We start from the raw sequence: 22,340 nt of genomic DNA, 5'->3' as shown, positions 1-22,340 counted from the left end.
GATCCAAGAAGGATCGTACAAGGACACTTCTTCATTACGACATTACGGCGAAAGGAGTGAATGTTATGATTTCTGCGGTGAGGCAAACGGTTTATCAAGCGTTCGGCTTGCGAATTTCCAGCGAAATCCCGCTGCCCGAGCTGCCCTTATCCGCCGTCGGCGATGATCGCGCAGGCGCGGATATCGTCATTGCAATGGGCGTCGCGGACGGATTGGGGGACGAGCTGGAAGCTGCCGGCAGCAATTTCGCGCGCATCGGGAACCGGTTTCTGTTTCTGATTCCGGAGACGGCCTTCTACTGCATCGAGGATGGACAACGCATAACGGTGTCGCCTCTTGCGGGAGCCGATCCGGAGAAAGTGCGCGTTTACCTGCTCGGCACCTGCATGGGAGCGCTGCTGATGCTCCGGGGCGTGCTGCCGCTGCACGGAAGCGCGGTCGAGATCGACGGCAAGGCTTATGCCTTCATCGGCGATTCGGGAGCCGGAAAATCGACGCTCGCGGCGGCTTTCATCGACGAGGGGTACCGGCTCGTAAGCGACGACGTCATTGCGGCTGCCTGGTCGGAAGACGGCGGATTGCCCGTCGTTGCGCCAGCCTACCCGCAGCAGAAGCTGTGGCAGGAAAGCATCGAAGGGCTGGGCCTAGGCAAGGAAAGCGGGAGCTATCGCACGATTTACCGGGAAACGGCGAAATTCGCCGTGCCGGCCGCCGCGCGGTTTTGCGAGGGACCGATTCCGTTTGCGGGCGCGTTCGAGCTCGCGAAGCCGCAAGGGGAGACGATTATCGTCAGACCCTTGCCGAAGCTCGAACGGCTGCGCGTTACGATGCAGCATACGTACCGGAACAGGCTGATTCATCGGCTCGGGCTGGAGGCGTGGCATTTCAAAGCAGCGGCGGGCATCGCCGGGCAGGCGAAGATGTACCAATTAAGCAGGCCGCAGGAAGGCTTCACGGCCCGTCGGCTCGTATCCGCAATCATCCAAACCATCAGAGAAGGAGAGATAGGCATATGACGAATTTAACACTAGTGGAACAAACGGTCGTGCAATCGGCAGGCAGCGTCGTCAGCGATATGAGCGGAGAGAAGGTCATGTTCAGCGTAAGCTCCGGCAAGTATTACAATCTTGGCGCGATCGGAGGCAGGGTATGGGAGCTGATCGCTTCGCCGATCCCGGTCAAGCAGCTTGTCGACGCGCTTATGGACGAATACGACGTCGAGCGCGAGTCTTGCGAGGAACAGGTGGGGGCTTTTCTGAAGAACCTGCATGCGGAAGCGTTGATCGAGGTCCGGAAAGGTGAAGCGTAAGCTGGCCAAGTTTTTGTCGCTGCCCGGCGAGAAAAAACGGCTTATGCTGGAGGCGCTCGCTTATTTGGCCCTGGCACGCGTCATGAAAGCGCTGCCTTTCTCCCGGATCGCGCCATCCTTGGGGAGACGCGCGCTGGAAACGCCGCTGGTTCACGACCCGGCGGACGAAACGACGATCCGCCGCGTCGCGCAGGCGGTCCGGGTCATGAGCCGCCACACGTTATGGGAAAGCCAATGCATGGTGAGAGCCATCGCCGCCAAAAAAATGCTGGAACGGCGAAGGATCGAATGCACGCTTTATTTGGGAACGGCAAGGGACGGCGAAGGGAAGATGATCGCGCACGCTTGGCTTCGAAGCGGGCCCTTCTATGTGACCGGAGCCGAGGAAATGCGGATGTTCACGGCGGTGGCCGCATTCGGATCGGACAAACCCGCGGAGAGGATGGAAGGTGCCTGAATATGGATTACGATTGCACGCTTGATATAAGTGCTTTTCCGGAGGAATTAAACATCATGCTGGCGTTCATGCGGTCGGATGCCGATTTACAAGCGGATCAATCGGTTATGCCATCGCTGCCGCACATCGATTGGAATCAATTTCTGGAGCTGATCCGGCATCACCGGGTTTATCCGCAGCTGTACGCCCGGCTGAAGACCAGCCAATTGATTCCTGCCGATGTTCTGCAAGCCCTTCATCGCGATTTCACGCGGAATACGTTTCGAATGCTGCGGCTTTGCGGGGAAATGGAACGGGTTTGCGTATCCCTTCATGAGAACGGCATATTGCCGCTGGTCTTGAAGGGACCGGTGCTCGCCATGGATTTGTACGGCGATCTCTCGCTCCGCACGTCCAAGGATCTCGATATTCTCGTTCCGATGAAGAGCGTGGAGGCCGCCGAGAAGGAGCTGCTGCGACTCGGCTATCGGAGCGACGACCATGGTCCGCGTCTGTTCAACTGGAAGTGGAAGATGCACCATATTTCTTTTACGCACCCGGAGACGGGCATTCAGGTGGAGATCCATTGGCGGCTCAATTCCGACATGGGGAAGGAGCCGTCGTTCGAGGAGCTCTGGAGCCGGAGAAGGCGCAGCCCGCTTTCCAAGCGGGACATTTGCCTGCTGGGTAGCGAGGATCTCTTCATGTACCTGGTTTCGCACGGCGCCCGCCACGGCTGGTTTCGGCTGCGCTGGCTGGCGGACATCGACAGGCTGGCGCGCCGAAGCCTGGATTGGGGCACCCTTATTCCGCTTATGCGCCGCTACCAGTGCCTTCAGTTGGGCGGGCAGGCGCTCACATTGGTCGCCGGCTTGTTCCGGACGCCGATTCCGACCGAAGCGGGGCCGATGCTCTCTGGCTCCCATCGGCGGGAACTGGCGGAACGATCGCTCTATTTCATCCGGGACATCGTCTCGTTCTCTCCCGGCGACAAGGAGCTGGACAGAGTGTACAAGCGCTACTTGCTGGCTTTGAAGACGAAGCGGCAAAAGTCGGTTTACATCATCAGCCAGCTGTACCCCAGCTTTAGGGATACGGAGGCGCTACCGCTTCCGAAATCGCTGCATTTTCTGTACTTCCCCTTACGGCCGTTCGTCTGGATATGGCGGCAGATGAAGCAGGAAGCGTAAGGCGCGCGGAGAGGGCGAAGATTGGATGACCCCCATATAATAGAGCGAATATTCGAACTGTTATTACGAAAAGCAGAAGATCGCGGTCTTGGCTGCCGGACCGGATAACCGGATTCCGCGACGGCGAGATCCGGCACCATCGGAGGAAATCATGAGCGCAATAGCCGGCATTCTATGCTATGACGACGAACGCGTACCGACGGAAGACGGCGCGAAGCTGATGCAAGCCCTGCAGCGGTACCCGGCCGACGACGCGCGAACCTGGCATGGCGGGAGCGTATTTCTGGGCTGTCACGCCCAATGGATTACGCCGGAATCGGTTCATGAGCGGCTGCCGTATTATGACGGGAGCAGCCGGCTGGCTATTACCGCCGACGCGATCATCGATAACCGGGCGGAATTGTTCGACCGGCTGCAGATCGATTACGCCTTGCGGAAAGGGATGACGGACAGCGAGCTGATCGTCGCCGCTTATCTGAAGTGGGGCAGGGAAGCCCCCCGTTACTTGATCGGCGACTATGCCTTTGTCATCTGGGACGAGCGGAAGCGGCTCCTGTTCGGCGCCCGCGATTTATTGGGCAACCGGACGTTGTATTATCAGCGGCAGGAACGGCGGATTGCCTTTTGCACGGTGATCAACCCGTTGTTCGAGCTGTCGGGCGCCAAGAAGAAGGTGAACGAATCCTGGTTCTCGGAATTTCTCGCGATCCCCGTCATTCTGGATACCGTCGACGTGAACGCCACGGCGTACCGCGATATCGGGCAGCTTCCTCCCGCGCACTGGCTTGCGGTGGAAGACGGGAAGCTGACGCTTGGGCAGTACGACAAGCTCGAAACGCCCCGGGAGACGCTGCGGCTGAAGTCGAACGGCGAATACGAGGAAGCGTTTCGGGACGTGTTTCGGGAAGCCGTCTCCTCGCGGCTCAGGACGTTCCGCCAAGTCGGCGCGAGCTTGAGCGGCGGCTTGGACTCCGGCGCGGTCATCGGCTTTGCCGCGGACCCGTTGCGGAAGGAAGGCAAAACCTTACATACTTACAGTTACGTGCCATCGGCCGACTTCGTGGATTGGACGCCGAGAAGGATGGTGGCCGACGAAAGTCCATACATTCAAGCCACCGTCCGGCATGTCGGGAATATCGCGCACAACGGTCTGAATTTCGGCGACCGGGATTCGTTCGGGGAGATCGACGATCTGATCGGTCTCCTGGAAGCGCCCTATAAGTTCTTCGAGAACTCGTTCTGGATCAAAGGGATTCTCGAACGGGCGCAGCAGGACGGCGTTTCCGTGCTGCTGACGGGCGCGCGCGGGAATTACACCATTTCTTGGGGACCGGCGATGGATTATTATGCCCGGCTGCTTAGGAAGCTGCGCTGGGTCCGGTTCTACCGCGAGCTCAAGCACTACGGGCGGCGCATGAATATCGGCCGGTCTCGGCTGCTGCCCATTCTCGGCAAACAGGCCTTTCCCTTCGCGGCGAGATCCGCGAACGCCGCGAATCCGGCGGACGCAACGCCGCAAGTCATCCATCCGGACTTCGCGGCAAGAACGGGCGTGTTCGAGAAGCTGAAGCAGCACGACGTCGGCTTGGACGGCTGCGCGTTCGACGAGTTCGAGGCGAGGGACTATCAGTTCGGAAACTTGGCGACCTCCAATCACCAAGGAACTTCCGTCACCAAATTTTCCCTGCGCTACGGCGTGTGGGAAAGGGATCCGACCGCCGATCCGCGGGTGGTCCGCTTCTGCCTGTCCGTGCCGATCGAGCAGTACGTCCAGAACGGCATGGACCGTTCGCTCGTCCGCAGGGCGACCGCCTCGTATTTGCCGGACGACGTGCGGCTGAACCAGCGCGTCCGCGGCGTCCAAGGGGCGGATTGGATCCACCGCATGCTGCCCGCGTGGAGCTGTTTTACCGAGGAGCTGCGGAAGCTATGCCGCGATCCCGCCGCCGCGCATTATTTGAACGTGGATCAGATCAAGGCTTCGCTCGAGAAAATCGGCCCGGCCCCCAAGCCGGAATTCGCTTACGATGCCGATGCCAGGCTCTTGATGCGGGCTTTGATCGCCTGGCGGTTCCTGCGGCAATTGGCGTGAGGAGCCGCACTGAGGGGAGGTGAACACCAATGGAAAAGCAGACTTTGAAAGCATGGCAGCAGCCGATGCTGGAAGTGCTCGACGTCAACGAGACGATGGGCGGACCGAACGGCGTATTTCCGGACAAGAACGGTAAAGGCAGCAATAACGGACATGCCCATGAATCGTAAATGCCCGCGTTAAACGATGAAACGGCCCTTATGCGGAACCATGCGTATAAGGGCCGTTTCATCGTTTGCAACGACTCTTACTTGAAGAAAAGGTGAGCAAATTGAATCCAAACCCTGCTGCGTCGCGAACGGTTTATAAGGCATTCGGGCTGACGATCGCAAGCGAAATCGTCCTGCCGGAGCTGCTCCGGCAGGACGAACATACCGGCGAAGCGGATGTATGTATCGAGCTGGAAGACTTGTCGGCCGCCTGGAACGAGCGAAGCGGCAACGACGATTGCTATGCGTTCGGCGACGGCGAATTCATGCTGAACATCGAAGGCACGGGCATTTACCGCGTGCGCCGAGGAAACCGGATCGGCGTTTCTCCCGCGGCCGGGGCAGCGGAAACCGCCATTCGGCTGTACCTGCTCGGCACCTGCATGGGCGCGCTGCTGTTCCAGCGCCAGCTGCTGCCGCTGCACGGGAGCGCCGTCGTCATCGACGGCAAGGCCTATGCGTTCGTAGGCGATTCCGGCGCGGGCAAATCGACGCTGGCCGCCGCTTTTCTGAAGCTCGGCTACCCTCTCCTGACCGATGACGTCATCGCGGTTACGCTTAACCGCGACCGCATGCCCTTCGTCATTCCCGCCTACCCGCAGCAAAAGCTATGGCAGGAAAGCATCGATAAGCTCGGCATGCAATCCGGCCGCTATCTGCCGCTCTACCAGACCAAATTCGCGATCCCCGTGCCGTCGCAGTTCTGGAAGGAACCCGTGCCGCTGGCAGGCATCTTCGAACTCGTGATAACGGACGAGGACGTAACGGAGCTTCGTCGTCTGCGGGGATTGGAGCGGCTGCCGACCGTACGTTACCATACCTACCGGCAGTTTCTGATTTCCGAGCTGGGATTGGACCATCGGCATTTCTCGACCTCCGTATCGCTCGTCGAGCGCATCGGCATGTACCAATTGCGCAGGCCGGCCGCGGGATTTAACGTTGACGAGCTGGTCTGCCGCATTCTGGCCGCGGTGAATGAAGACACGAAGATTTCGCATGGATAAGGAGAGATCGTAGTGAAGCATCTGCTGAGATACATCAACAAACTGCGCGAATATGCCGGGGTCAAGCTCTATGTCAATCTGATCGGCATGACGGTCATCAGCTTCCTGGAGGGCATCGGCATTTTCCTGCTCGTTCCCGCGCTCGGCCTGATCGGCATTTTCCGCATGGACACCGGCGGCATCCCGTTCGTTTCCGGTTTGGTCGAGCCGCTGAAGGCGATTCCGGAAGAGGCGCGACTCGCCGTGCTGCTCGGCGGATTCACGCTGCTGATTACGGGTCAGGCGCTGATGCAGCGCAAGCAAACGAATTTGAATTTGGAGATTCAGCACGGATTCATCCGCTACCTGCGGGAGGATATCTATCGGGGCTTGCTGCAGGCCAACTGGGCGTTCTTCCTGAAGAACCGCAGATCGGATTTCACGCACGTCATGACGAACGAGCTGCTGCGCGTCAGCATGAGCACGTATCTCGCGCTGCGATTAACGACGACGCTTCTCTTTACCGCCGTACAGATCGGCTTCGCGTTGTGGCTCTCGGCGAAGCTGACGGCCATGGTCCTGATTTGCGGCCTGGCGGTGGCGGTCTATTCCAGCAAGTTCATCAAGCGGTCGAAGAACATCGGCGATAAGACCACGGAGCTGGCGCAGCAGTACATGGGCGGGATGACCGATCATTTTAATGGCATGAAGGACATCAAGAGCAACATGACCGAAGCGCAGCATCTGTCTTGGTTCGGCGCGCTGTGCGGCCGGATGGAGCATAATCTGGTCCAATTCGGCAAAACGCAGTCGGCCTCCCAGTTCGTCTATAAGGTCGCCTCCGTCGTGCTCATTTCCCTGTTCGTTTATCTGTCCTTGGAAGCGTTCCACGTGCCGGCCGAAAGTCTCGTCCTGATCATCGTCATTTTCTCCCGGCTTTGGCCGAAATTTTCGGCGCTGCAGGCTAATTGGGAGCAGATCGCCCAATCGCTGCCGGCGTTCAAGAGCCTGGCGGATTTGGAGCGGGAATGCGCGGCTGCCAAGGAGCTGGATTCCTTCGACGCCGTAGCTAACGTCAAACCATTGCGCATGGCAGAAGGAATCGAATGCCGCGGCATTTCTTACCGGTACGACAACGGCGGTTCGTCCTACGCCCTGCATAATATCAGCCTGTCGGTCCCGGTGAATACCATGACGGCGATCGTCGGCAAATCCGGCGCCGGCAAGAGCACCTTGATTGATATGCTGATCGGGCTCATCAAGCCGGAAGAAGGCGAAGTCCTGGTAGACGGAATGCGCCTATCGAACGACGACGGTTTCTCGCTGCGACGGTCCGTGAGCTACGTTTCGCAGGATCCGTTCCTGTTCCATGCCAGCATCAGGGAAAACCTGCTCATTGCGGCTCCGGAAGCCGGAGAGGAACAAATGTGGGAAGCTTTGCGTTTCTCGGCTTCGGAGGAATTCGTGCGGCAATTGCCTCAAGGGCTGGATACGGTCCTCGGCGACCGCGGCGTGCGGCTTTCGGGAGGGGAACGGCAGCGGATCGTGCTGGCGCGGGCGATTCTGAGAAAGCCTTCGATTTTGATTCTGGACGAGGCGACCAGCGCGCTGGACAGCGAGAACGAAGCGAAAATCCAGTACGCGCTCGATCGGTTGAAGGGGAGAACGACCATCATCGTCATTGCCCACCGGCTGTCGACGATTCGCAACGCGGATCAAGTCCTCGTCTTGGATAACGGACAGGTGATCCAGCGGGGCGGCTATCAGCAGCTCTCCGCGGATACCAAGGGGACGTTCAGCAAACTGCTGGAGTTTCAAGCGGGGGTACACGCATAATCCGATCTACACACATGGCGACCCGCAAGCTGGGGCAGAAGGGTGCTCACCGGCTTGCGAGTAAGTTCCGTTCTTCGAGATAGGCTAGCAAGGCGGCCAGCGACTGGTCGATCGTCATCTTCTCCGTATCCATGATCAGATCGGGATTCCCGGGGACGTCGTATTTTCCGTCGATGCCCGTAAAGTTACTGATCTGTCCGCTTCTTGCCTTTTTGTACAATCCTTTCGGATCCCTCTTCTCGCATTCCTCGAGCGAGCATTTCACGTAGATTTCGATAAAATCCCCAGGCTGAAACATCTCCTTGACCATTTGGCGGTCCTTCTCGTCCGGCGAGATGAACGCCGACAGGACGAACAGGCCGGCGTCCGCGAACAGCTTCGAAACTTCCCCGATCCGTCGAATGTTTTCTTTGCGGTCCTCGTCCGAAAAGCCGAGGTCGCGGTTGAGGCCGTGCCGGATATTGTCCCCGTCCAAGACGTAGGAGGCGATATTCCTGGCATGAAGCGCTTGCTCGAGCGCGAAGGCCAGCGTCGATTTGCCTGAGCCGGACAAGCCCGTGAACCAGAGCGCGCAGCTGCTGTGTCCGTTTCTCTCGCGGCGGTCCTGTCTCGCGATCATGGAATGCTGCCACGAAATATTGCTGCTCTTGTGCTGCATGATTTCATCTCCTCTGCTTTGCTTCGATGTCTCTCTCTACGATTCGATTTATTTTATCATAGAGTGTCCGCCATGTTACCGCCGCCGGCAATAATGAGGCTTCCGAATCATTTTGAAACGCCGTTCCGAGGTCGCGCCCGGAAATTTGAAGGAAGATGCTTCTTTTTTGGATTAGAGTATTCCTCGCGCCGGTTATGTCTGATAAAATAAACGGGCGTAAACCATCACAGGGAGGCTTTACTCTTGTCGTCCGAACCGCTGCTTACCTTTCTATCTCCGCCGCTGCCTTACTTCATCGAGTCCAATCGCGGAACATATCCGAAAGGCGGCGAGCATCCGAATCGCCGGAATATCGGCGTATTCGATTTGCTTTTTGTACATAGCGGTACCTTGCATGTCGGCGAGGAATCGAACACCTGGGAAGTCGGTCCCGGTCAGATGTTGATTTTGCGGCCGGATTTGTGGCATTACCCGACGCGGCCCTGCTCGGAAGATACGGTATTCGACTGGGTGCATTTCCAGACGGCCGGACCTTGGGAAGAGCACGAAGGGACCAGCTGCGGCACGCTCCGCGGCGATTATTATTCGTATGCGATCCGGCTGCCGAAGACGATGACGGTTGCTTATCCGGAGGAAGCGATCTCCTTATTCAGCAAGCTGCACGACGCGGCGCTCGGAACCTCGCATGCCGCATTCTGGCAGCGCCAGCAATGGTTCCTTCATCTGCTGCAGCTGTTCGACGAGGGCTGGCGAAGCGACGCGGCCAAAGCGCCGATCGCCGTCGCGGAAGAAGCGGCCGCCTATTTGAAAATGAATTTCCGTACAACCGTAACGAACGGCAAGCTGGGCGAAGCCATGGGGCTGCATCCCAATTATATCGCGCGCTGCATGGGCGAAGTATTCGACTGCACGCCGCAGCAATATTTGCTTTCCTACCGAATGGACCAAGCGAAGCTGATGCTGATGAAGACGAATTGGCCGATTTCCAAAATCGCGGACGAGACCGGCTTCAAGCAGACGCCACACTTCTCGCGTTCCTTCGCCGAGCATGTCGGCATAACGCCGCTGTCTTACAGGAAGCGGTTTACCGGCACTTCGACGAGGTCCGGATTACGGGATGAGCCTGAAGCTTAGCCGACGGTCGTGATTATAGGAATGCCAGGTTATCGCATTACCTGTCAAGGGGTTGTTAGAAGTGACGAGGCACGGATGCGCGCATCCGTGCCTGTTTGTCGTGCCGCTTAACGCAGCTGCTCGCTACCTCGCAAGAGTCAACCTTAGGCTGCAATCGCCTTTTAGTAGCGTTTCATTGTCGTCCGTTTACACAAAGGGTAATATCGTAAGTGTAGCATTCAATAGACAGCCCTTATCTGCGCTGTTCCTACTACCAAAGGAGCGAATACAATGAATATCTTGCCTAATCATTACGATAGGGTACCCTCTGAGGAAATGAAGAATGCCGTTGCTTCCTTAGCCCAGAAGACCGGAATGCCGGAAGAGAAAAGCCGGTTTCTTGCGGAACTGCTTGTTCAGAACGATTTGCGCGGCGTTTTCAGCCACGGATCGCGGCAGGTTGCGACATATGCGCGCATCATGCGCGACGGGCTGATTAATCCGAATCCCGAGGTCAAGGTGATCAGCGAGACGCCCGCCACGCTGCTGGTCGATGGCGACGGAGGCTTGGGCTATTTTCCCGCTTACCGAGCGGCCGAGCTGCTGGTCGAGAAGTGCCGGGCATGCGGAATCGCCGCCGCGGTCACCCGGAATCATGGACATATCGGAGCGGCTGGCATTTATTCCCGCGTGCTGGCCGAGCATGATCTAGTCGGGTACGTGACCTCCGGTCATCAACTGAAGTTGAATCCGGAGGATTCCATCATGCAGGCGGCAGGCGGATCGCCGATGTCGTTCGCCGTGCCGGCAGGCGATGCGCCAGCTATGGTGCTCGATTTCGGTGCGATGCACGATCTGTATGCAGATTCTCCCCACCGGGCGGATGCGATCCGTCAGACCCCGGGCTTGGTATTCCGGAGCATGGGGCTCGGCTTCATGTGTCAGGCATTGGGCGGTTTTCTGGCTGGCGTGCCAGTGGAACGCGAGCGGGCGGCCTATAAATACGAAGGCGCCAACCAGGGATCGCTCATTATCGCATTGGATGCCGCCAAGTTCGGCTCAGTGGATGCGTTTAAATACGAGATGGACCGGTATATGCAGCTGACGGCAGAGATGCAGCCGCTCCCTGGCTTTGACCGGGCCGTCCTGCCTGGTGTGCTGGAGGCGGAGCGTGAACGGGAATGGGAGCAAAACGGTATTCCGGTCGGCGAGGAGCACAGGAGCGTACTGGAGCAGGCCGCGCGTGAATTCGGTATGGAGCTTCCGCTTTAATAGGTAGTGAAGCTAGATAAATTGCTTCGCAACGACGCTTCCCGGTATGCTGCCGGGAGGCTTTTTTTATTGGCATTCACCTGACGTACAAAGGCGGCAGCGCATGATGCTTAACAATAACTTGTCATTCCTTTAACGCAAGGCAAATGTTGGACAAGTAAAATGACGCTGTGCAATGTATTTCTTTTCAGGGTGGAGGCATCGCGTGAGAAGCTTCAAAGCCGTCGGCCGATTGATTCAAGATCGGATCCTGATGTTGAAAATTCAGCTGTTTATTACGGTGTTGATTCTGGTACCGATTGCAATTCTGGGTACGGTCTACTACCGGGAAGCCAAGGGCATGGTGATCAAGGATTTCGGCGAGTCCAACCAGCAGGCGTTGGATCAATTCGCCGCCTCCGTGGAGCTGGTCGTCAATAATATCATCGATATTTCCAAGCAGTCGTACAATGACAGCCGCCTGAACCAGATTATGGCCAGCGCCGATAAGGACGAACAATACGCCGACTGGGACTATATTAATCAGAAGATCAATCAGATCAAAGCTTCCAATCGCTATGTGCATTCCGTTTATTTGTATCTGGCCAAGAACGATAAAGTGATCTCGACCGAGTACGGGATATCCGACGCGGCCAATTTTCCCGATCTGGACTTTATGAACTGGTACAAAAATGACAGCCGCACGCTGATCGTGTCGGACACGCATCCCGTCAAATTCTGGAACAACAGCCCGCTGACGCTGGACGTATTCTCGGTGTACGCTCATCTGCCGCTCGATAGGGCGAACAATTACAACGGTGCGCTGATTATCAATATCGACCAATCCTTGGTATACCGGGAGCTGCATGCCCAAATTCCCAAAGGCGGAGAGACGCCTTTCCTTGTGCTCAACAGCAAGAAGGAGGTCATCGTATCCGGGCTTAAGGAGGACTTGTATACGGATATCCGCACCCGGCCGAGCTTTCAGAACGCATTTGACGGCAAGAGCGGCAGCTTCGTTTCGAATGTCGGGGACAAGGAGCAGCTCGTCGTGTACAACACCGCGGAAAACAGGGGCTGGACCTACGTGGCGATGTATCCGTTCGGCGGCATCACCGGCAGCATCCATATGATCCGCAATATCATTCTGCTGATGAGCTTCGTCCTGCTCGCCTTCAGCCTCATCGTCTCCTTGCTGTTCACGATGCGCGCGGTGAAGCCGGTGGACGAGCTGCGCAAGCATATCCGCGCAAGGACGCGCCGCATCCTCGGCAAGGGCAACGAGCTCGGCGTGATTCGCGATGCGGTGCTGGATTTGCTGGACAATCACGATCAGCTGGAGGAGAAGCTGGAGCTGACGGTTCCTGTATTCCAAGAGAAGATTCTGAACAATCTCATCTGGGGTGTATATACGAGCTGGGAGGAAATCGAGGATAACCTAAGGTTATTCGCCCTGGATATTCCCCGGCGGAATCTGACACTGATGCTGCTCGAGCTGGACGTGGACGAGGGGACCGGCGGCTACAAGGCGCGCAATGACAGCATCTTGCTCTATTCCGTGCTCGATGCGGTCACGGACTACTTCGGCTCCAGACAGGGCATCGCAAGCTTCAGTCTGGTTAACCACAGCAATCAACTCGTCGTGGCGCTCGAGAGCCCTTCGGCGGGAGCGGGCGAGCTGCTGGCCAAAATCAGAGAATTGCAGCAGCAGCTGCTTCACCGCCTGCAGGTATCCTTCACCGCGATCGTGAGCGACGAGCCTACGGATCTGCTGCACATCTCCAGGAACTACCGCGAAGTGCGGGAGCTGCTGAAATACAAAATTTTGTACAGCCGAACGGACATTATGCTGACCAGCGACATCCGAAACGACGACAAGACGGCGTACAATTATCCCTACGACAAAGAGGAGCTGCTCAAAAACAATATTCGCGCCTGCAATAAGGACGAGGCGCTCGGGTTGTTCATGGAGATGGCGGGCGGCATAAGCAAGGACCGACGCTACCAGAACATGTACCAGTTCGTGTTCCATCTGAACAGCACGTTCATGGCGCTCATCAACGAGCTCGGCTTGCCCGTCGACGAAATTTACGGCGAGGAATACAGCATCGACAGGCTCAGCAACCTGAACGGCAAGGAGCGGGTGGAAATCTTCTTTAGCGGCCTGATTCAAACGATCATCGATGTGATCGAAGCCAATAAAACGACCCGATCCAGCAAGTATTATCAACGGATCGCCAATTACATCAAGGACCATTATATGCAGGACATTACGCTGGAGTCGGTAAGCGAGCAGGTGAATTTGAGTCCGACGTACATTAATCAAATCCTTAAAGCGCATACGGGCAGCACCTTCGTCCAGCTCCTCAACAATACGAGGATCGAGCAAGCCTGCTCCATGCTGCAGGAGGAGGATCTCAAGATCAAGGACATTGCGCAATGGGTAGGCTTCAGCAGCTCGAAGTATTTTATCAAGATCTTCAAGGAGATCAAGGGGATTACCCCGGGCAAATACGTCAAAGGCTATCATATCGATTGGATCGAAAATCCTTGAGCAATCAAGGATTTTTCTGTTGGCGGAACGTCCGGTGGCACATTGTTTGCGATTGTGGGACGCGGATTACGAGAATTTGGTACGCAGTGTCAGATATTCCGATTTACGTTCGGACTGCGCGGTGGCTACGATAGACGGGGTCGGACAACGAAACGGAAAGGAGGATAGAAACCAAGAATGAACACGATCGCCGCACCAAGCAGGAAACGTTCGATCGGCACAGCCAGAAGGAAGGCAGCGACCTGGATTTGGAAATACCGGTATTTGCACGCGCTGGCTCTGCCCTGCATGCTTTACTTTCTGATCTTCAAGTATCTGCCGATGTATGGCATCGTCATTGCCTTTAAGGATTACAAGGGCATGGGCGGCTTCGAGGGCATCGTCCATAGCGATTGGGCGGGGATGAAAAATTTCAATCTGTTTTTCCACTCCATCTATTTCTGGCGGCTGCTGCGCAATACGCTGGTGCTCAGCCTGTATCTGCTGATCTTTGCTTTCCCCGCCCCGATTATTCTGGCCTTGCTGATTAACGAAGCGCGGGGGTTATGGTTCAAGAAAGTGGTTCAGAGCATCAGCTATATGCCGCACTTCCTGTCATGGGTCGTATGCGCAGGACTGGTGCTGCAGCTGCTGACTCCGACCGGCGGGCCCGTCAATGCGTTGATGGAGCTGATGGGCAAAGAGCCGGTGGCCTTCACGAGCGATCCGGCATACTTCCGAATCATCCTGGTGCTGACGAATATTTGGAAGGAAGTCGGCTGGGGAACGATCATCTATTTGGCGGCCATGGCCAGCATCGATCCGGAGCTCTATGAAGCGGCTGCTATGGACGGGGCGCGAAAATGGCACAAGATGGTTTATATTACGCTGCCAGGCATTAAGGAAATCGTGGCGATTATGCTGATTCTCGGCATGGGCGACATTCTGGACGGCCATTTCGAGCAAGTCTTCAATCTTTACAGCCCGGCGGTCTATGACGTTGCAGACAACTTTGATACCTACGTCTATCGACAAGGGTTGGTAGAGGCGAAGTTTGCGTATTCGGCCGCGGTTGGCTTATTCAAATCGGTGGTGGCGCTGGCGTTGGTCGTGCTGGCCAATCGGGCCGCCAAGCGGCTCGGCTCCGATGGCTTATGGTAGTCGCCCAAGCTGGCGGCGAGCCGACTTTGCCGCAAGGCTTCAGTGTACAGGAGGCGTGTCTTGAAGCAGACGTTAGGTGAGAAACTGTTCGACGCGTGCAACACGATTATGCTGATTCTCGTGTGCCTCGTCATGCTTTACCCGGTGTTGTTCGTATTCGGACGTTCGGTGATGACCGATCTGGACAGGGCGGCTCATCCGTTCGCCATCTGGCCGACGGTTTGGGATATTTCCGGCTACAAGTATGTCTTTTCATCCGGTTCTTATATCGTAAATGCCTACTCGATCACGATTCTGCGGACGCTCGTAGGAACGTTTTGCAACATGCTGTTCACGGCGGCGCTGGCTTTCGTGCTGTCCAACCGGGACTATCCGCTGCGCTATGCGTTCACCATGCTTATCGCCTTTACGATGTGGTTCGGCGGCGGCCTGATTCCGCTGTTCCTGCTGGTTAAATCGATGGGATTGTACAACCATTTTGCCGTGCTCATTCTGCCCGGACTGATCAGCGCATGGAACATGTTGATTCTGCGTAATTTCTTCATGCAGATTCCCCAGGGCGTGATCGAATCGGCCAAAATGGACGGCGCGAGCGAGCTGGTCATTTTCCTGCGAATCATTCTTCCCTTGTCTACCGCCGCGCTCGCGACCATTTCGCTGTTCTACGCGGTAGGCCATTGGAATTCGTGGTTCGACGCCATGATCTACATCAATGACCGTGGTTTATGGCCCGTTCAGGTGTTTCTGAGGGAAATCATCCACAATACGAATTTGAACGATATGATCCGGTCGGATGCCGTCGTGGAAGTCAATCCGCCGGCGCAGTCCGTCATCATGGCGACCATCGTCGTAACGACGCTGCCGATCTTGTGCGTGTACCCGTTTTTGCAGCGCTATTTCGTCAAAGGAATCACCGTAGGTTCGATCAAGGGCTGAATGGATTGCGGCAGAACGCCTTGATCCGGCCGGTATCGCCTGCAGGCAGCAACAATACAATCGATTTGGGAGTGGGAGAGAACATATGAAGAGGACCTTGCCAAAGAAGACGCGTATGATCACGCTGGTATTGACTTCCATGGTGGCCTTAGCCGTACTGGGCGGCTGCAGCAGCAGCAGCAGCAGTGCCGAAGAAACCGATACGTCGAATGCGTCGAATGCGGCGAATGCTCCGCAGGGTGCTAATGCCGCTCCAGCCGAGCAGCCGGTGCAAACCGAACCGCTGAAAATCGTCAGAAGAAGCTTGGGCACCCGCGAGAACGGGACCGACAACCAGAAGGTGCTGGACATCATCGAGAAACAATCCGGAATCAAGCTGGATGCGGAGGTCATTCCGCGGGATGTCTATCCGGACAAGATCAATCTGCTGCTCGCCTCGGGAGAGAAATTCGATTTCATCGAAGGACAGCTGGTCAGCTGGACGGCGCTGAAGGATAAAGGCTCCCTCATGCCGCTGAACGATCTGATCGACCAATACGGGCCCAATATCCAGAAATACATGAAGGACGCGCTCGAGGTGATGAAGGACAAGGACGGGGTCATCTGGGGCATTCCGAGACAAGAGTCTTTCCCGACCGGCTACGCGCCGACGATCCGGAAGGACTGGCTGGATGCGCTGGGCATGGAAATGCCGCACACGATGGCCGAATTCGAAGCCTACATGGATGCCGTGAAGAAGACGGATTTGAACAAAAACGGCAAGCATGACGAGATTCCGCTGCTGCACTCCTGGAACCTGAACGGGCTCATCCAGATCTTCCAGCCCTACTTCATGGGGGACGAATCCACCCGATACCTGAAAGGCGACGAAGTCATTCCGGCCGTAAGCGCCCCGGGTTATAAGGAGATGCTGACCACGTTCCGGAATTGGTATGCCAAAGGGTATATCCTGAAGGACTTCGCGACCATCAACACCAATCAGATCAAGGATCTCGTGCTGGCGGACAGAGTCGGCGCCTACTCGGGCTGGTTCAATTCCATGGTCGGCAATCAGATCACGATGAACGAGACCAACCCGAACGTGTCCTACGATCCGCTGCCGCCGCTCGAGGACGCGCCGGCGACGGGAACGCCGGCATGGGGAAGCAATCCGAAATATTCCTCCACGCTGCTCATTCCGAGCACGAGCAAGAACGCAGCCTTCTTGATCAAATATTTGGATTGGACCTTGGCTTCGCCGGAGAATGTCATGCTGACCTGGAACGGCGTCGAGGGCGAGAACTGGGAGTGGGTGGACAAGAGCAAAAATACGTTCACGCTGCTGGAAAACGCCTCGGAACGCTATGCCGGCTATTACAACCTGGCGGACTTCTTCGACCCGGCGATTTGGCCGACCTACGTGCCCGCGGATTACGACAAGCCCGGCCAGATCGAGTATAGAATGAGAGACATTTACAAGGATTATAAGTTCGTCGAGCCCTTCGATGCCGCCATTCCGTTCACGCTGACGGGAACGCCGGCAGAGAATCTGACCGGCGACGGCGCTACGAAGATCGCCGAATCGCAAATTCAGTACATCATCGGAGCGATCGACGAGGCCGGCTGGGACAAGGCCGTCGAGGACTACATGAAGATCGAAGGCGACATATTGACGGAAGTATGGACCAAGCAGTATCAGGAATTCAAGGGCATCCAATAGAACCTTTACGCCATGAGACCGACGGACGAATAACGAACCTTATTCGATGGAGGAATGGTCGAAAATGAAAAAAGCAATGGCGGTGCTGCTCATGTTGTGCTTCATGTTCGAGGGAATGCCTTCCGCATACGCGGCTTCGGCCGCGATTCATAACGATACGCAGTGGGTGGATACCGACGGTAATCCGATCAAAGCCCAGGGCGGCGGCATTATTAAAGCCGGCGGCTTGTATCATTGGTTCGGACCGGATTTCGGGAGCGCGGGAGATTATCGTTTCTATGCGATCAACCACTATACCTCGACGGACCTGCAGTCGTGGACCAAGCAAAGCGGCGGACGGATCACGCCGGGCATGCCGAGTATTCCGTTCCAATCCGGCGATTGGGTGGGACGTCCGTACGTCATGTGGAACGCGGCGACGAGCAAATACGTGATGGTGCTGGAATGGGGCGGCCACGAGACGGGAGTGCGCAACCAATTTGCCTTCCTGACGGCGACGGACCTTGGGGCCGGGAATGCTTGGACCTATCAAAGCGCCAGTCTGATCAAGAAGCTGCCGGACGCGTCGGGCACGCTCTACAGCATGGGTGATCTGGGCGCCTATCAGGACGGAACCAACGCATATCTGCTGTATACCTTCGATAAGGGACAAACCAACGGAGGGCAGGCGATCCTAAAGCTGTCCGAAGATTTTCTGACGCCGCTGGCGCCAAATGCGGGCAATTACAGCGAATTCTCCGGCGGTACGTGGGATAACGGCGATATTCGCGAGGCGGCCGCCATCTTCAAGCGAGGCGGCAAGTATTATTATTTCACCTCCAATACCCGGGGCTGGAAATCCAGCGATACGGCGTATCGAACCGCGGACAGCATGGCGGGGCCCTGGTCGGCGCGCAAGGTGGTGGCGACGTCTCCCTCCTCGTCCGATTCGTTCAACACGCAGCATGATTTCGTGCTGGAGGTTCAGGGAACGCAAGGAACCACGTACGTCTACTGCGGCGATCGGTGGAGCAATTATTCCGGCGGCGACATGAGCAAGGGCGCGTACGCCTGGTACCCGCTCATCTTCGCGGCTGACGGGTCGCCTACGATCAACGGCTATGCCAATTGGAATATCGATGCGGCGCAAGGGACATGGGCGGCGGCCGGCGGTCTGTTGAACCCGGGCTTCGAGTCGGAGTGGAGCAATTGGACGTATGCCGGAAATATCAGCATCGCTACGGAACCGGCGGAAGTGCATTCCGGTTCCAAGGCGGCCAAGTCCTGGAGCGATAGCGCTTATACGACGCTGCTGGAGAACGCCTCCGCTTCCGGGCTGAGCTCGGGAACGTACACGGCCAAAGTCTGGCACCGGGGCGGCAACACGTTCACGTCCAAAAAGCTGCAGGTCTACGTGAACGGCACGTTGAGCAAAGAGTTGAATTTGCCAACCACCACAACCTGGACGGAATACAGCATCGGCGGGATCAGCGTTCCGGAAGGCGCTTCGGTCAAGCTGGCGATCTCGGCCAGCGGCAATGCAGGCGCCTGGGCACAATACGATGATTTCTCGTTGACCAAAAATTAACCGCGCATCGGCATGCGGCGAAGAACGCTGCGCATCCATGCGAACGGGCTAGGAGGCGATTCCATGACCTATACCTGCATCGCGCTCGATATCGACGGCACGCTGCTTAACCCCCGGGGGGAGCTGGCCCCTGCGACCCGCGAAGCGCTGCACCAAGCCTCGGAGCTCGGCTGCCTCGTGATCTTGGCCTCCGGCCGGCCGGTGGATCAACTGCTTCCGGTCATGAAGGAGCTCGACCTGAGCACGCCAATGGTTTGCGCCAACGGCGCCCAGAACTGGCTTGCGCCGGGGAAGCTCTTGAGCGAGCGCAGTCTGGAGGCGCCTTGGGTCCGCCGGCTGCGCGTTGCGGCGGAGGAGCATGGCGTCCTGCACTGGGGCCATGCCAGAGAGGGAAGCTATTACAGCAACGCCGGGCTTCCGTTTCCGGAGCCGGAGGAAGCTGCATGGTTCTCGTTCGCGGTCGAGTCCCGGGACCATGCGATAATGACACGCATCCGGCAAAGCGTGCAGGAATGGCAGGATCAGGTGGAGGTCAGCCGGGCTAATCCATACCAATGCGAGATCAACGCCAGAGGCGTGAGCAAGGCGTCGGGCATCGCCGAGCTGGCCGGACAATGGGGTATTCCCATGGAGAAGGTCATTGCGGTGGGAGACGGCATGAACGACGCGGCGATGATTCAAGCCGCCGGCCTTGGGATTGCCATGGGCAATGCAGAGGACGAGTTGAAGCGCCTGGCCAAACTGATCGGACCGACCAACGAGGAAGACGGGGTAGCCTGGATTGTGCGGCGGTATTTACTGCAAGACCATCATAAGGAGGAGTTGGCGAAATGAAAATTTCCACATCCATTCATATGTTCGATACGGACTACCCGATCGGAGATGCGATTCGCAGATGCAAGGCGGCAGGCTTCGAGGCGCTGGATTTCAATTATACCGATTATGTATCCCGCCTGCTCGGCATGACCTGGACGGAGGAAGAACGTTGGGCGCAGGGGATCCGCGAGGCGGCAGAGCTTCATGGCGCGGCGTTCACGCAAACGCACGGACCTATTCACGGCGCAGCCTTCGACAGCATGCAGCTGGGGCTTGATCTCGATTCCTATCTGGCTTATTCGGAGCGGGCGCTGCGTACGGCCGCGATATTGGGCGCGCCGTGGGTCGTCCTGCATCCGGGGAATATGACGCTTGTTGGCGCGGAGTCGTATGCAAAGCAATTGGAATTTAACCGCAGCACGTATTTGCGGCTGCTGCCTGTCATGGAAGAGACGGGCGTCGGCGTGGCGCTCGAAAACATGTTCGACCGTCCAAGAGGCGGCGGACGGCCGCTGCGCAGCTATTGCGCCGCGCCTGAAGAATTGGCCGAGCTGGTCGGCAGTCTGAATCATCCGCTGTTCGGCGCCTGCTGGGATACGGGACATGCGCATATTGAAGGCTTGCGCCAAGGCGATTCGATTCGCGTGCTGGGCGCACTGCTCAAAACCATCCATGTTCAGGACAATCATGGGCTGACCGACGCGCATCTGCTTCCGCACCAAGGCACGGTTCAGTGGGACGATGTGATGGCGGGGCTGGCGGATGCCGGCTACCAAGGCGACTTTACCTACGAAATACATGGATTCTTCCGTCCCGTGCCGTTAGCGCTCATGGATGAGGCCTTGAAGTTCGCGGTATCGACGGCCAAGCAGCTGACCGGCGCATTCCCGCGCGAGTCGGCGGAGGGCGGGCTGCTGATCGGGTAGAGAGAAAGGCCGGCGGATCGAGGGCAGCATCGCGGCCGCACCTCGACACGCTAAGGCACGAGACGCCGAAAGGCAGCGACATCACCGCATAGTCGTCAGCATCGAAAGCCTATGATCGGCCATCGCGGCGGAATTCATAGGCTTTCTTCGTTATATAGGTTCCCGCTCCCAGTCATATGCGCCGAATGTGGTAAAAGCATCCAATGCAAAAAAGACCAAAACAAACCGGCCCGCATTCGCGTCTAACTATTATCTCGGTTGGAAAGGATGTCCAAGGAATGCAACAAAGCACAATTAAATACGCAACGGTCGCCTTGCTGGCCCTGACCATCACGACGGTCCAAGCCAAGAACGCGCATGCGGCGAGCGAGCAGCCGCCCACGATGCTGTTGGACGGTCGCCCGTTGGCATTTTCCGCGCCGCCCGTCATCGAGAACGGCGTCAGCTACGTGCCTTTGCGTCCGGTTTTCGAAGCGGAAGGGGCCCAAGTAAAATGGGACGAGCGCACGCAGTCGGTGACGGCGCTGAAGGACGGCGCGGTCATCACCTATCGGTTGGGCGAAAGCGTCGCTTATAAGAACCAAGAGAAGCTGACGCTTCCGGTGCCGGGGAAATTGATCGGCGGTTTCTCCATGGTACCGCTGCGGTTCGTAAGCGAGATGTTGGGCAATGTCGTCCAATGGCATGCATACGCCCGCTCGATCAGCATATCGTCCGCCCATACGTTCGAGACGGAGATTACATACGGCGTTAACCTGAGAACCGAGCCGAATTCCGAGGCGGATGCATCGCTCGTCCGGATGCTCGCGAAAGGCCAGCGGATCCACGTGATCCGCGCCGTCGACGCGAATTGGCTCGAGGTGCAGACGGAGGACGGGAAGATCGGGTTTATGTCGGCGAAGCCCAAGTATTCGAATTATACGAGCGCGGACTTGGTTATGAAGCAAGCGGATGCGCTGATCGCGTTCGGCTCGTCGTTTATCGGCACGCATTATGAATTCGGCGCGGATTCCGATCAGACCGATGCCTTCGATTGTTCGTCGTTCGTCAAGCGCGTATTCGGCGAAGTGCTCGGGATCGATCTTCCCCGCGTCTCTTACGATCAGGCGAAGGAAGGCCGGGAAGTCAAGCTCGAAGACCTGCGAAAAGGGGACTTGCTGTTCTTCGGCGCGCGCGGTCTCGATATCGGACACGTCGGCATTTATGCCGGAGACGGCAAAATCCTGCACACGTATTCGGACAAGCTCGGGGTCCATATCGAGACGTTCGACGGGCAGTGGAAGGACCGGTTCGTGACGGCTAGACGGGTGTTTTCATAGATTCAAAGCCTTGCTGCGCTGGAGTTTTTAAAGCCTGACAAACGTAGTACCACCCCAAATCTCGAAGTGTTACCGCTGCGCAAGCAAGTCGAGACCATATAGAGTAACCGTAAAACGAATGACCGTGAAATCCGACGTCTCAAGCACGATCATTCAACGTGAGGGGATTGCGGCTTTTTGTTTCGTCCGCCCAAGGCAGGGTTAATAATCATGAAACAATGAAGAAACGTTAAAGAATACGAATAATACGTTGACAATCATGAATAATACGGAATAGGATGTGAATAGGCCATGAAAGATTAACCA

19 protein-coding genes are annotated in these 22,340 nt (G+C 57.0%); 18 read left to right on the top strand and 1 reads right to left on the bottom strand.

Features of this window, described 5'->3' with window-relative positions:
- The first annotated feature begins 65 nt into the window (after positions 1–65).
- The 8 genes from AC0YNU_RS03050 (at position 66) to AC0YNU_RS03015 (ending at position 8,055) form a co-directional block, all read left to right on the top strand.
- The gene (locus AC0YNU_RS03050) at positions 66–1,016 is read left to right on the top strand and encodes an HPr kinase/phosphorylase (RefSeq protein WP_475752985.1); all 951 of its coding nucleotides are present in this window, start codon (positions 66–68) and stop codon (positions 1,014–1,016) included.
- The gene (locus AC0YNU_RS03045) at positions 1,013–1,309 is read left to right on the top strand and encodes a lasso peptide biosynthesis PqqD family chaperone (protein WP_475752983.1); all 297 of its coding nucleotides are present in this window, start codon (positions 1,013–1,015) and stop codon (positions 1,307–1,309) included. Before AC0YNU_RS03050 ends, AC0YNU_RS03045 begins: the two co-directional genes overlap by 4 nt.
- A gap of 43 nt (positions 1,310–1,352) precedes the next feature.
- Positions 1,353–1,766, top strand: coding sequence for a lasso peptide biosynthesis B2 protein (locus AC0YNU_RS03040; protein WP_475753945.1), 414 nt, complete (start codon positions 1,353–1,355; stop codon positions 1,764–1,766).
- Positions 1,767–1,822: 56 nt separating this feature from the next.
- Positions 1,823–2,935, top strand: a complete 1,113-nt coding sequence (locus AC0YNU_RS03035) for a nucleotidyltransferase domain-containing protein (RefSeq protein ID WP_475752981.1) — start codon at positions 1,823–1,825, stop codon at positions 2,933–2,935.
- Positions 2,936–3,086: 151 nt separating this feature from the next.
- Positions 3,087–5,027, top strand: coding sequence for an asparagine synthase-related protein (locus AC0YNU_RS03030; protein WP_475752978.1), 1,941 nt, complete (start codon positions 3,087–3,089; stop codon positions 5,025–5,027).
- A 29-nt stretch (positions 5,028–5,056) separates the two neighbouring features.
- A complete protein-coding gene (locus tag AC0YNU_RS03025) occupies positions 5,057–5,197 on the top strand; it encodes a paeninodin family lasso peptide (protein WP_161700761.1) in 141 nt (46 codons plus the stop codon).
- Positions 5,198–5,298: 101 nt separating this feature from the next.
- Complete coding sequence (locus AC0YNU_RS03020) at positions 5,299–6,240, top strand: aldolase (RefSeq protein ID WP_475752976.1); 942 nt, start codon at positions 5,299–5,301, stop codon at positions 6,238–6,240.
- A gap of 12 nt (positions 6,241–6,252) precedes the next feature.
- Positions 6,253–8,055 (top strand): ABC transporter ATP-binding protein, encoded by a 1,803-nt coding sequence (locus AC0YNU_RS03015; protein WP_475752974.1) that lies wholly within the window; start codon positions 6,253–6,255, stop codon positions 8,053–8,055.
- A gap of 46 nt (positions 8,056–8,101) precedes the next feature.
- Here the strand turns inward: AC0YNU_RS03015 and cysC are convergent, their stop codons facing one another.
- A complete protein-coding gene (gene cysC / locus AC0YNU_RS03010) occupies positions 8,102–8,713 on the bottom strand; it encodes an adenylyl-sulfate kinase (RefSeq protein WP_475752972.1) in 612 nt (203 codons plus the stop codon).
- A gap of 243 nt (positions 8,714–8,956) precedes the next feature.
- On the opposite strand from cysC, the gene AC0YNU_RS03005 reads away from it, so the two are divergent.
- The 10 genes from AC0YNU_RS03005 to AC0YNU_RS02960 all read left to right on the top strand — a co-directional run bounded on the left by AC0YNU_RS03005 (position 8,957) and on the right by AC0YNU_RS02960 (position 22,034).
- Positions 8,957–9,847, top strand: a complete 891-nt coding sequence (locus tag AC0YNU_RS03005) for a helix-turn-helix transcriptional regulator (protein ID WP_475752970.1) — start codon at positions 8,957–8,959, stop codon at positions 9,845–9,847.
- A gap of 270 nt (positions 9,848–10,117) precedes the next feature.
- The gene (locus AC0YNU_RS03000; RefSeq protein ID WP_475752968.1) at positions 10,118–11,098 is read left to right on the top strand and encodes an Ldh family oxidoreductase; all 981 of its coding nucleotides are present in this window, start codon (positions 10,118–10,120) and stop codon (positions 11,096–11,098) included.
- A 205-nt stretch (positions 11,099–11,303) separates the two neighbouring features.
- On the top strand, positions 11,304–13,631 hold the full coding sequence (locus AC0YNU_RS02995; RefSeq protein WP_475752965.1) for a helix-turn-helix domain-containing protein: 2,328 nt from the start codon (positions 11,304–11,306) through the stop codon (positions 13,629–13,631).
- 177 nt (positions 13,632–13,808) lie between these two features.
- Entirely contained in the window at positions 13,809–14,771 is a 963-nt protein-coding gene (locus tag AC0YNU_RS02990; RefSeq protein WP_475752963.1) for an ABC transporter permease, read from the top strand.
- A gap of 60 nt (positions 14,772–14,831) precedes the next feature.
- Positions 14,832–15,707 carry a carbohydrate ABC transporter permease gene (locus AC0YNU_RS02985; protein ID WP_475752961.1) on the top strand — a complete coding sequence of 292 codons (876 nt, stop codon included), beginning with the start codon at positions 14,832–14,834 and terminating at the stop codon, positions 15,705–15,707.
- Positions 15,708–15,792: 85 nt separating this feature from the next.
- Complete coding sequence (locus AC0YNU_RS02980) at positions 15,793–17,406, top strand: type 2 periplasmic-binding domain-containing protein (protein ID WP_475752959.1); 1,614 nt, start codon at positions 15,793–15,795, stop codon at positions 17,404–17,406.
- A 64-nt stretch (positions 17,407–17,470) separates the two neighbouring features.
- Positions 17,471–18,973, top strand: coding sequence for a hypothetical protein (locus tag AC0YNU_RS02975; protein ID WP_475752957.1), 1,503 nt, complete (start codon positions 17,471–17,473; stop codon positions 18,971–18,973).
- 63 nt (positions 18,974–19,036) lie between these two features.
- A complete protein-coding gene (locus AC0YNU_RS02970) occupies positions 19,037–19,807 on the top strand; it encodes a Cof-type HAD-IIB family hydrolase (RefSeq protein WP_475752955.1) in 771 nt (256 codons plus the stop codon).
- Positions 19,804–20,715, top strand: coding sequence for a sugar phosphate isomerase/epimerase family protein (locus tag AC0YNU_RS02965; protein ID WP_475752953.1), 912 nt, complete (start codon positions 19,804–19,806; stop codon positions 20,713–20,715). Before AC0YNU_RS02970 ends, AC0YNU_RS02965 begins: the two co-directional genes overlap by 4 nt.
- 278 nt (positions 20,716–20,993) lie before the next feature.
- Positions 20,994–22,034, top strand: a complete 1,041-nt coding sequence (locus AC0YNU_RS02960) for a stalk domain-containing protein (RefSeq protein WP_475752950.1) — start codon at positions 20,994–20,996, stop codon at positions 22,032–22,034.
- Positions 22,035–22,340: the final 306 nt, after the last annotated feature.

The organism is Paenibacillus sp. J31P316 (assembly GCF_056269105.1).
This window is presented reverse-complemented; position numbering and strand designations above follow the sequence as displayed.

Coding starts and splice junctions, on each gene's coding strand:
- AC0YNU_RS02975 (WP_475752957.1), top strand. CDS start 17,471: ATGAAAAAAGCAATGGCGGTGCTGCTCATGTTGTGCTTCATGTTCGAG.
- AC0YNU_RS02970 (WP_475752955.1), top strand. CDS start 19,037: ATGACCTATACCTGCATCGCGCTCGATATCGACGGCACGCTGCTTAAC.
- AC0YNU_RS02980 (WP_475752959.1), top strand. CDS start 15,793: ATGAAGAGGACCTTGCCAAAGAAGACGCGTATGATCACGCTGGTATTG.
- AC0YNU_RS03025 (WP_161700761.1), top strand. CDS start 5,057: ATGGAAAAGCAGACTTTGAAAGCATGGCAGCAGCCGATGCTGGAAGTG.
- AC0YNU_RS03040 (WP_475753945.1), top strand. CDS start 1,353: ATGCTGGAGGCGCTCGCTTATTTGGCCCTGGCACGCGTCATGAAAGCG.
- AC0YNU_RS02965 (WP_475752953.1), top strand. CDS start 19,804: ATGAAAATTTCCACATCCATTCATATGTTCGATACGGACTACCCGATC.
- AC0YNU_RS03045 (WP_475752983.1), top strand. CDS start 1,013: ATGACGAATTTAACACTAGTGGAACAAACGGTCGTGCAATCGGCAGGC.
- AC0YNU_RS02960 (WP_475752950.1), top strand. CDS start 20,994: ATGCAACAAAGCACAATTAAATACGCAACGGTCGCCTTGCTGGCCCTG.
- AC0YNU_RS03035 (WP_475752981.1), top strand. CDS start 1,823: ATGCTGGCGTTCATGCGGTCGGATGCCGATTTACAAGCGGATCAATCG.
- AC0YNU_RS03050 (WP_475752985.1), top strand. CDS start 66: ATGATTTCTGCGGTGAGGCAAACGGTTTATCAAGCGTTCGGCTTGCGA.
- AC0YNU_RS03030 (WP_475752978.1), top strand. CDS start 3,087: ATGAGCGCAATAGCCGGCATTCTATGCTATGACGACGAACGCGTACCG.
- cysC (WP_475752972.1), bottom strand. CDS start 8,713: ATGCAGCACAAGAGCAGCAATATTTCGTGGCAGCATTCCATGATCGCG.
- AC0YNU_RS03000 (WP_475752968.1), top strand. CDS start 10,118: ATGAATATCTTGCCTAATCATTACGATAGGGTACCCTCTGAGGAAATG.
- AC0YNU_RS02990 (WP_475752963.1), top strand. CDS start 13,809: ATGAACACGATCGCCGCACCAAGCAGGAAACGTTCGATCGGCACAGCC.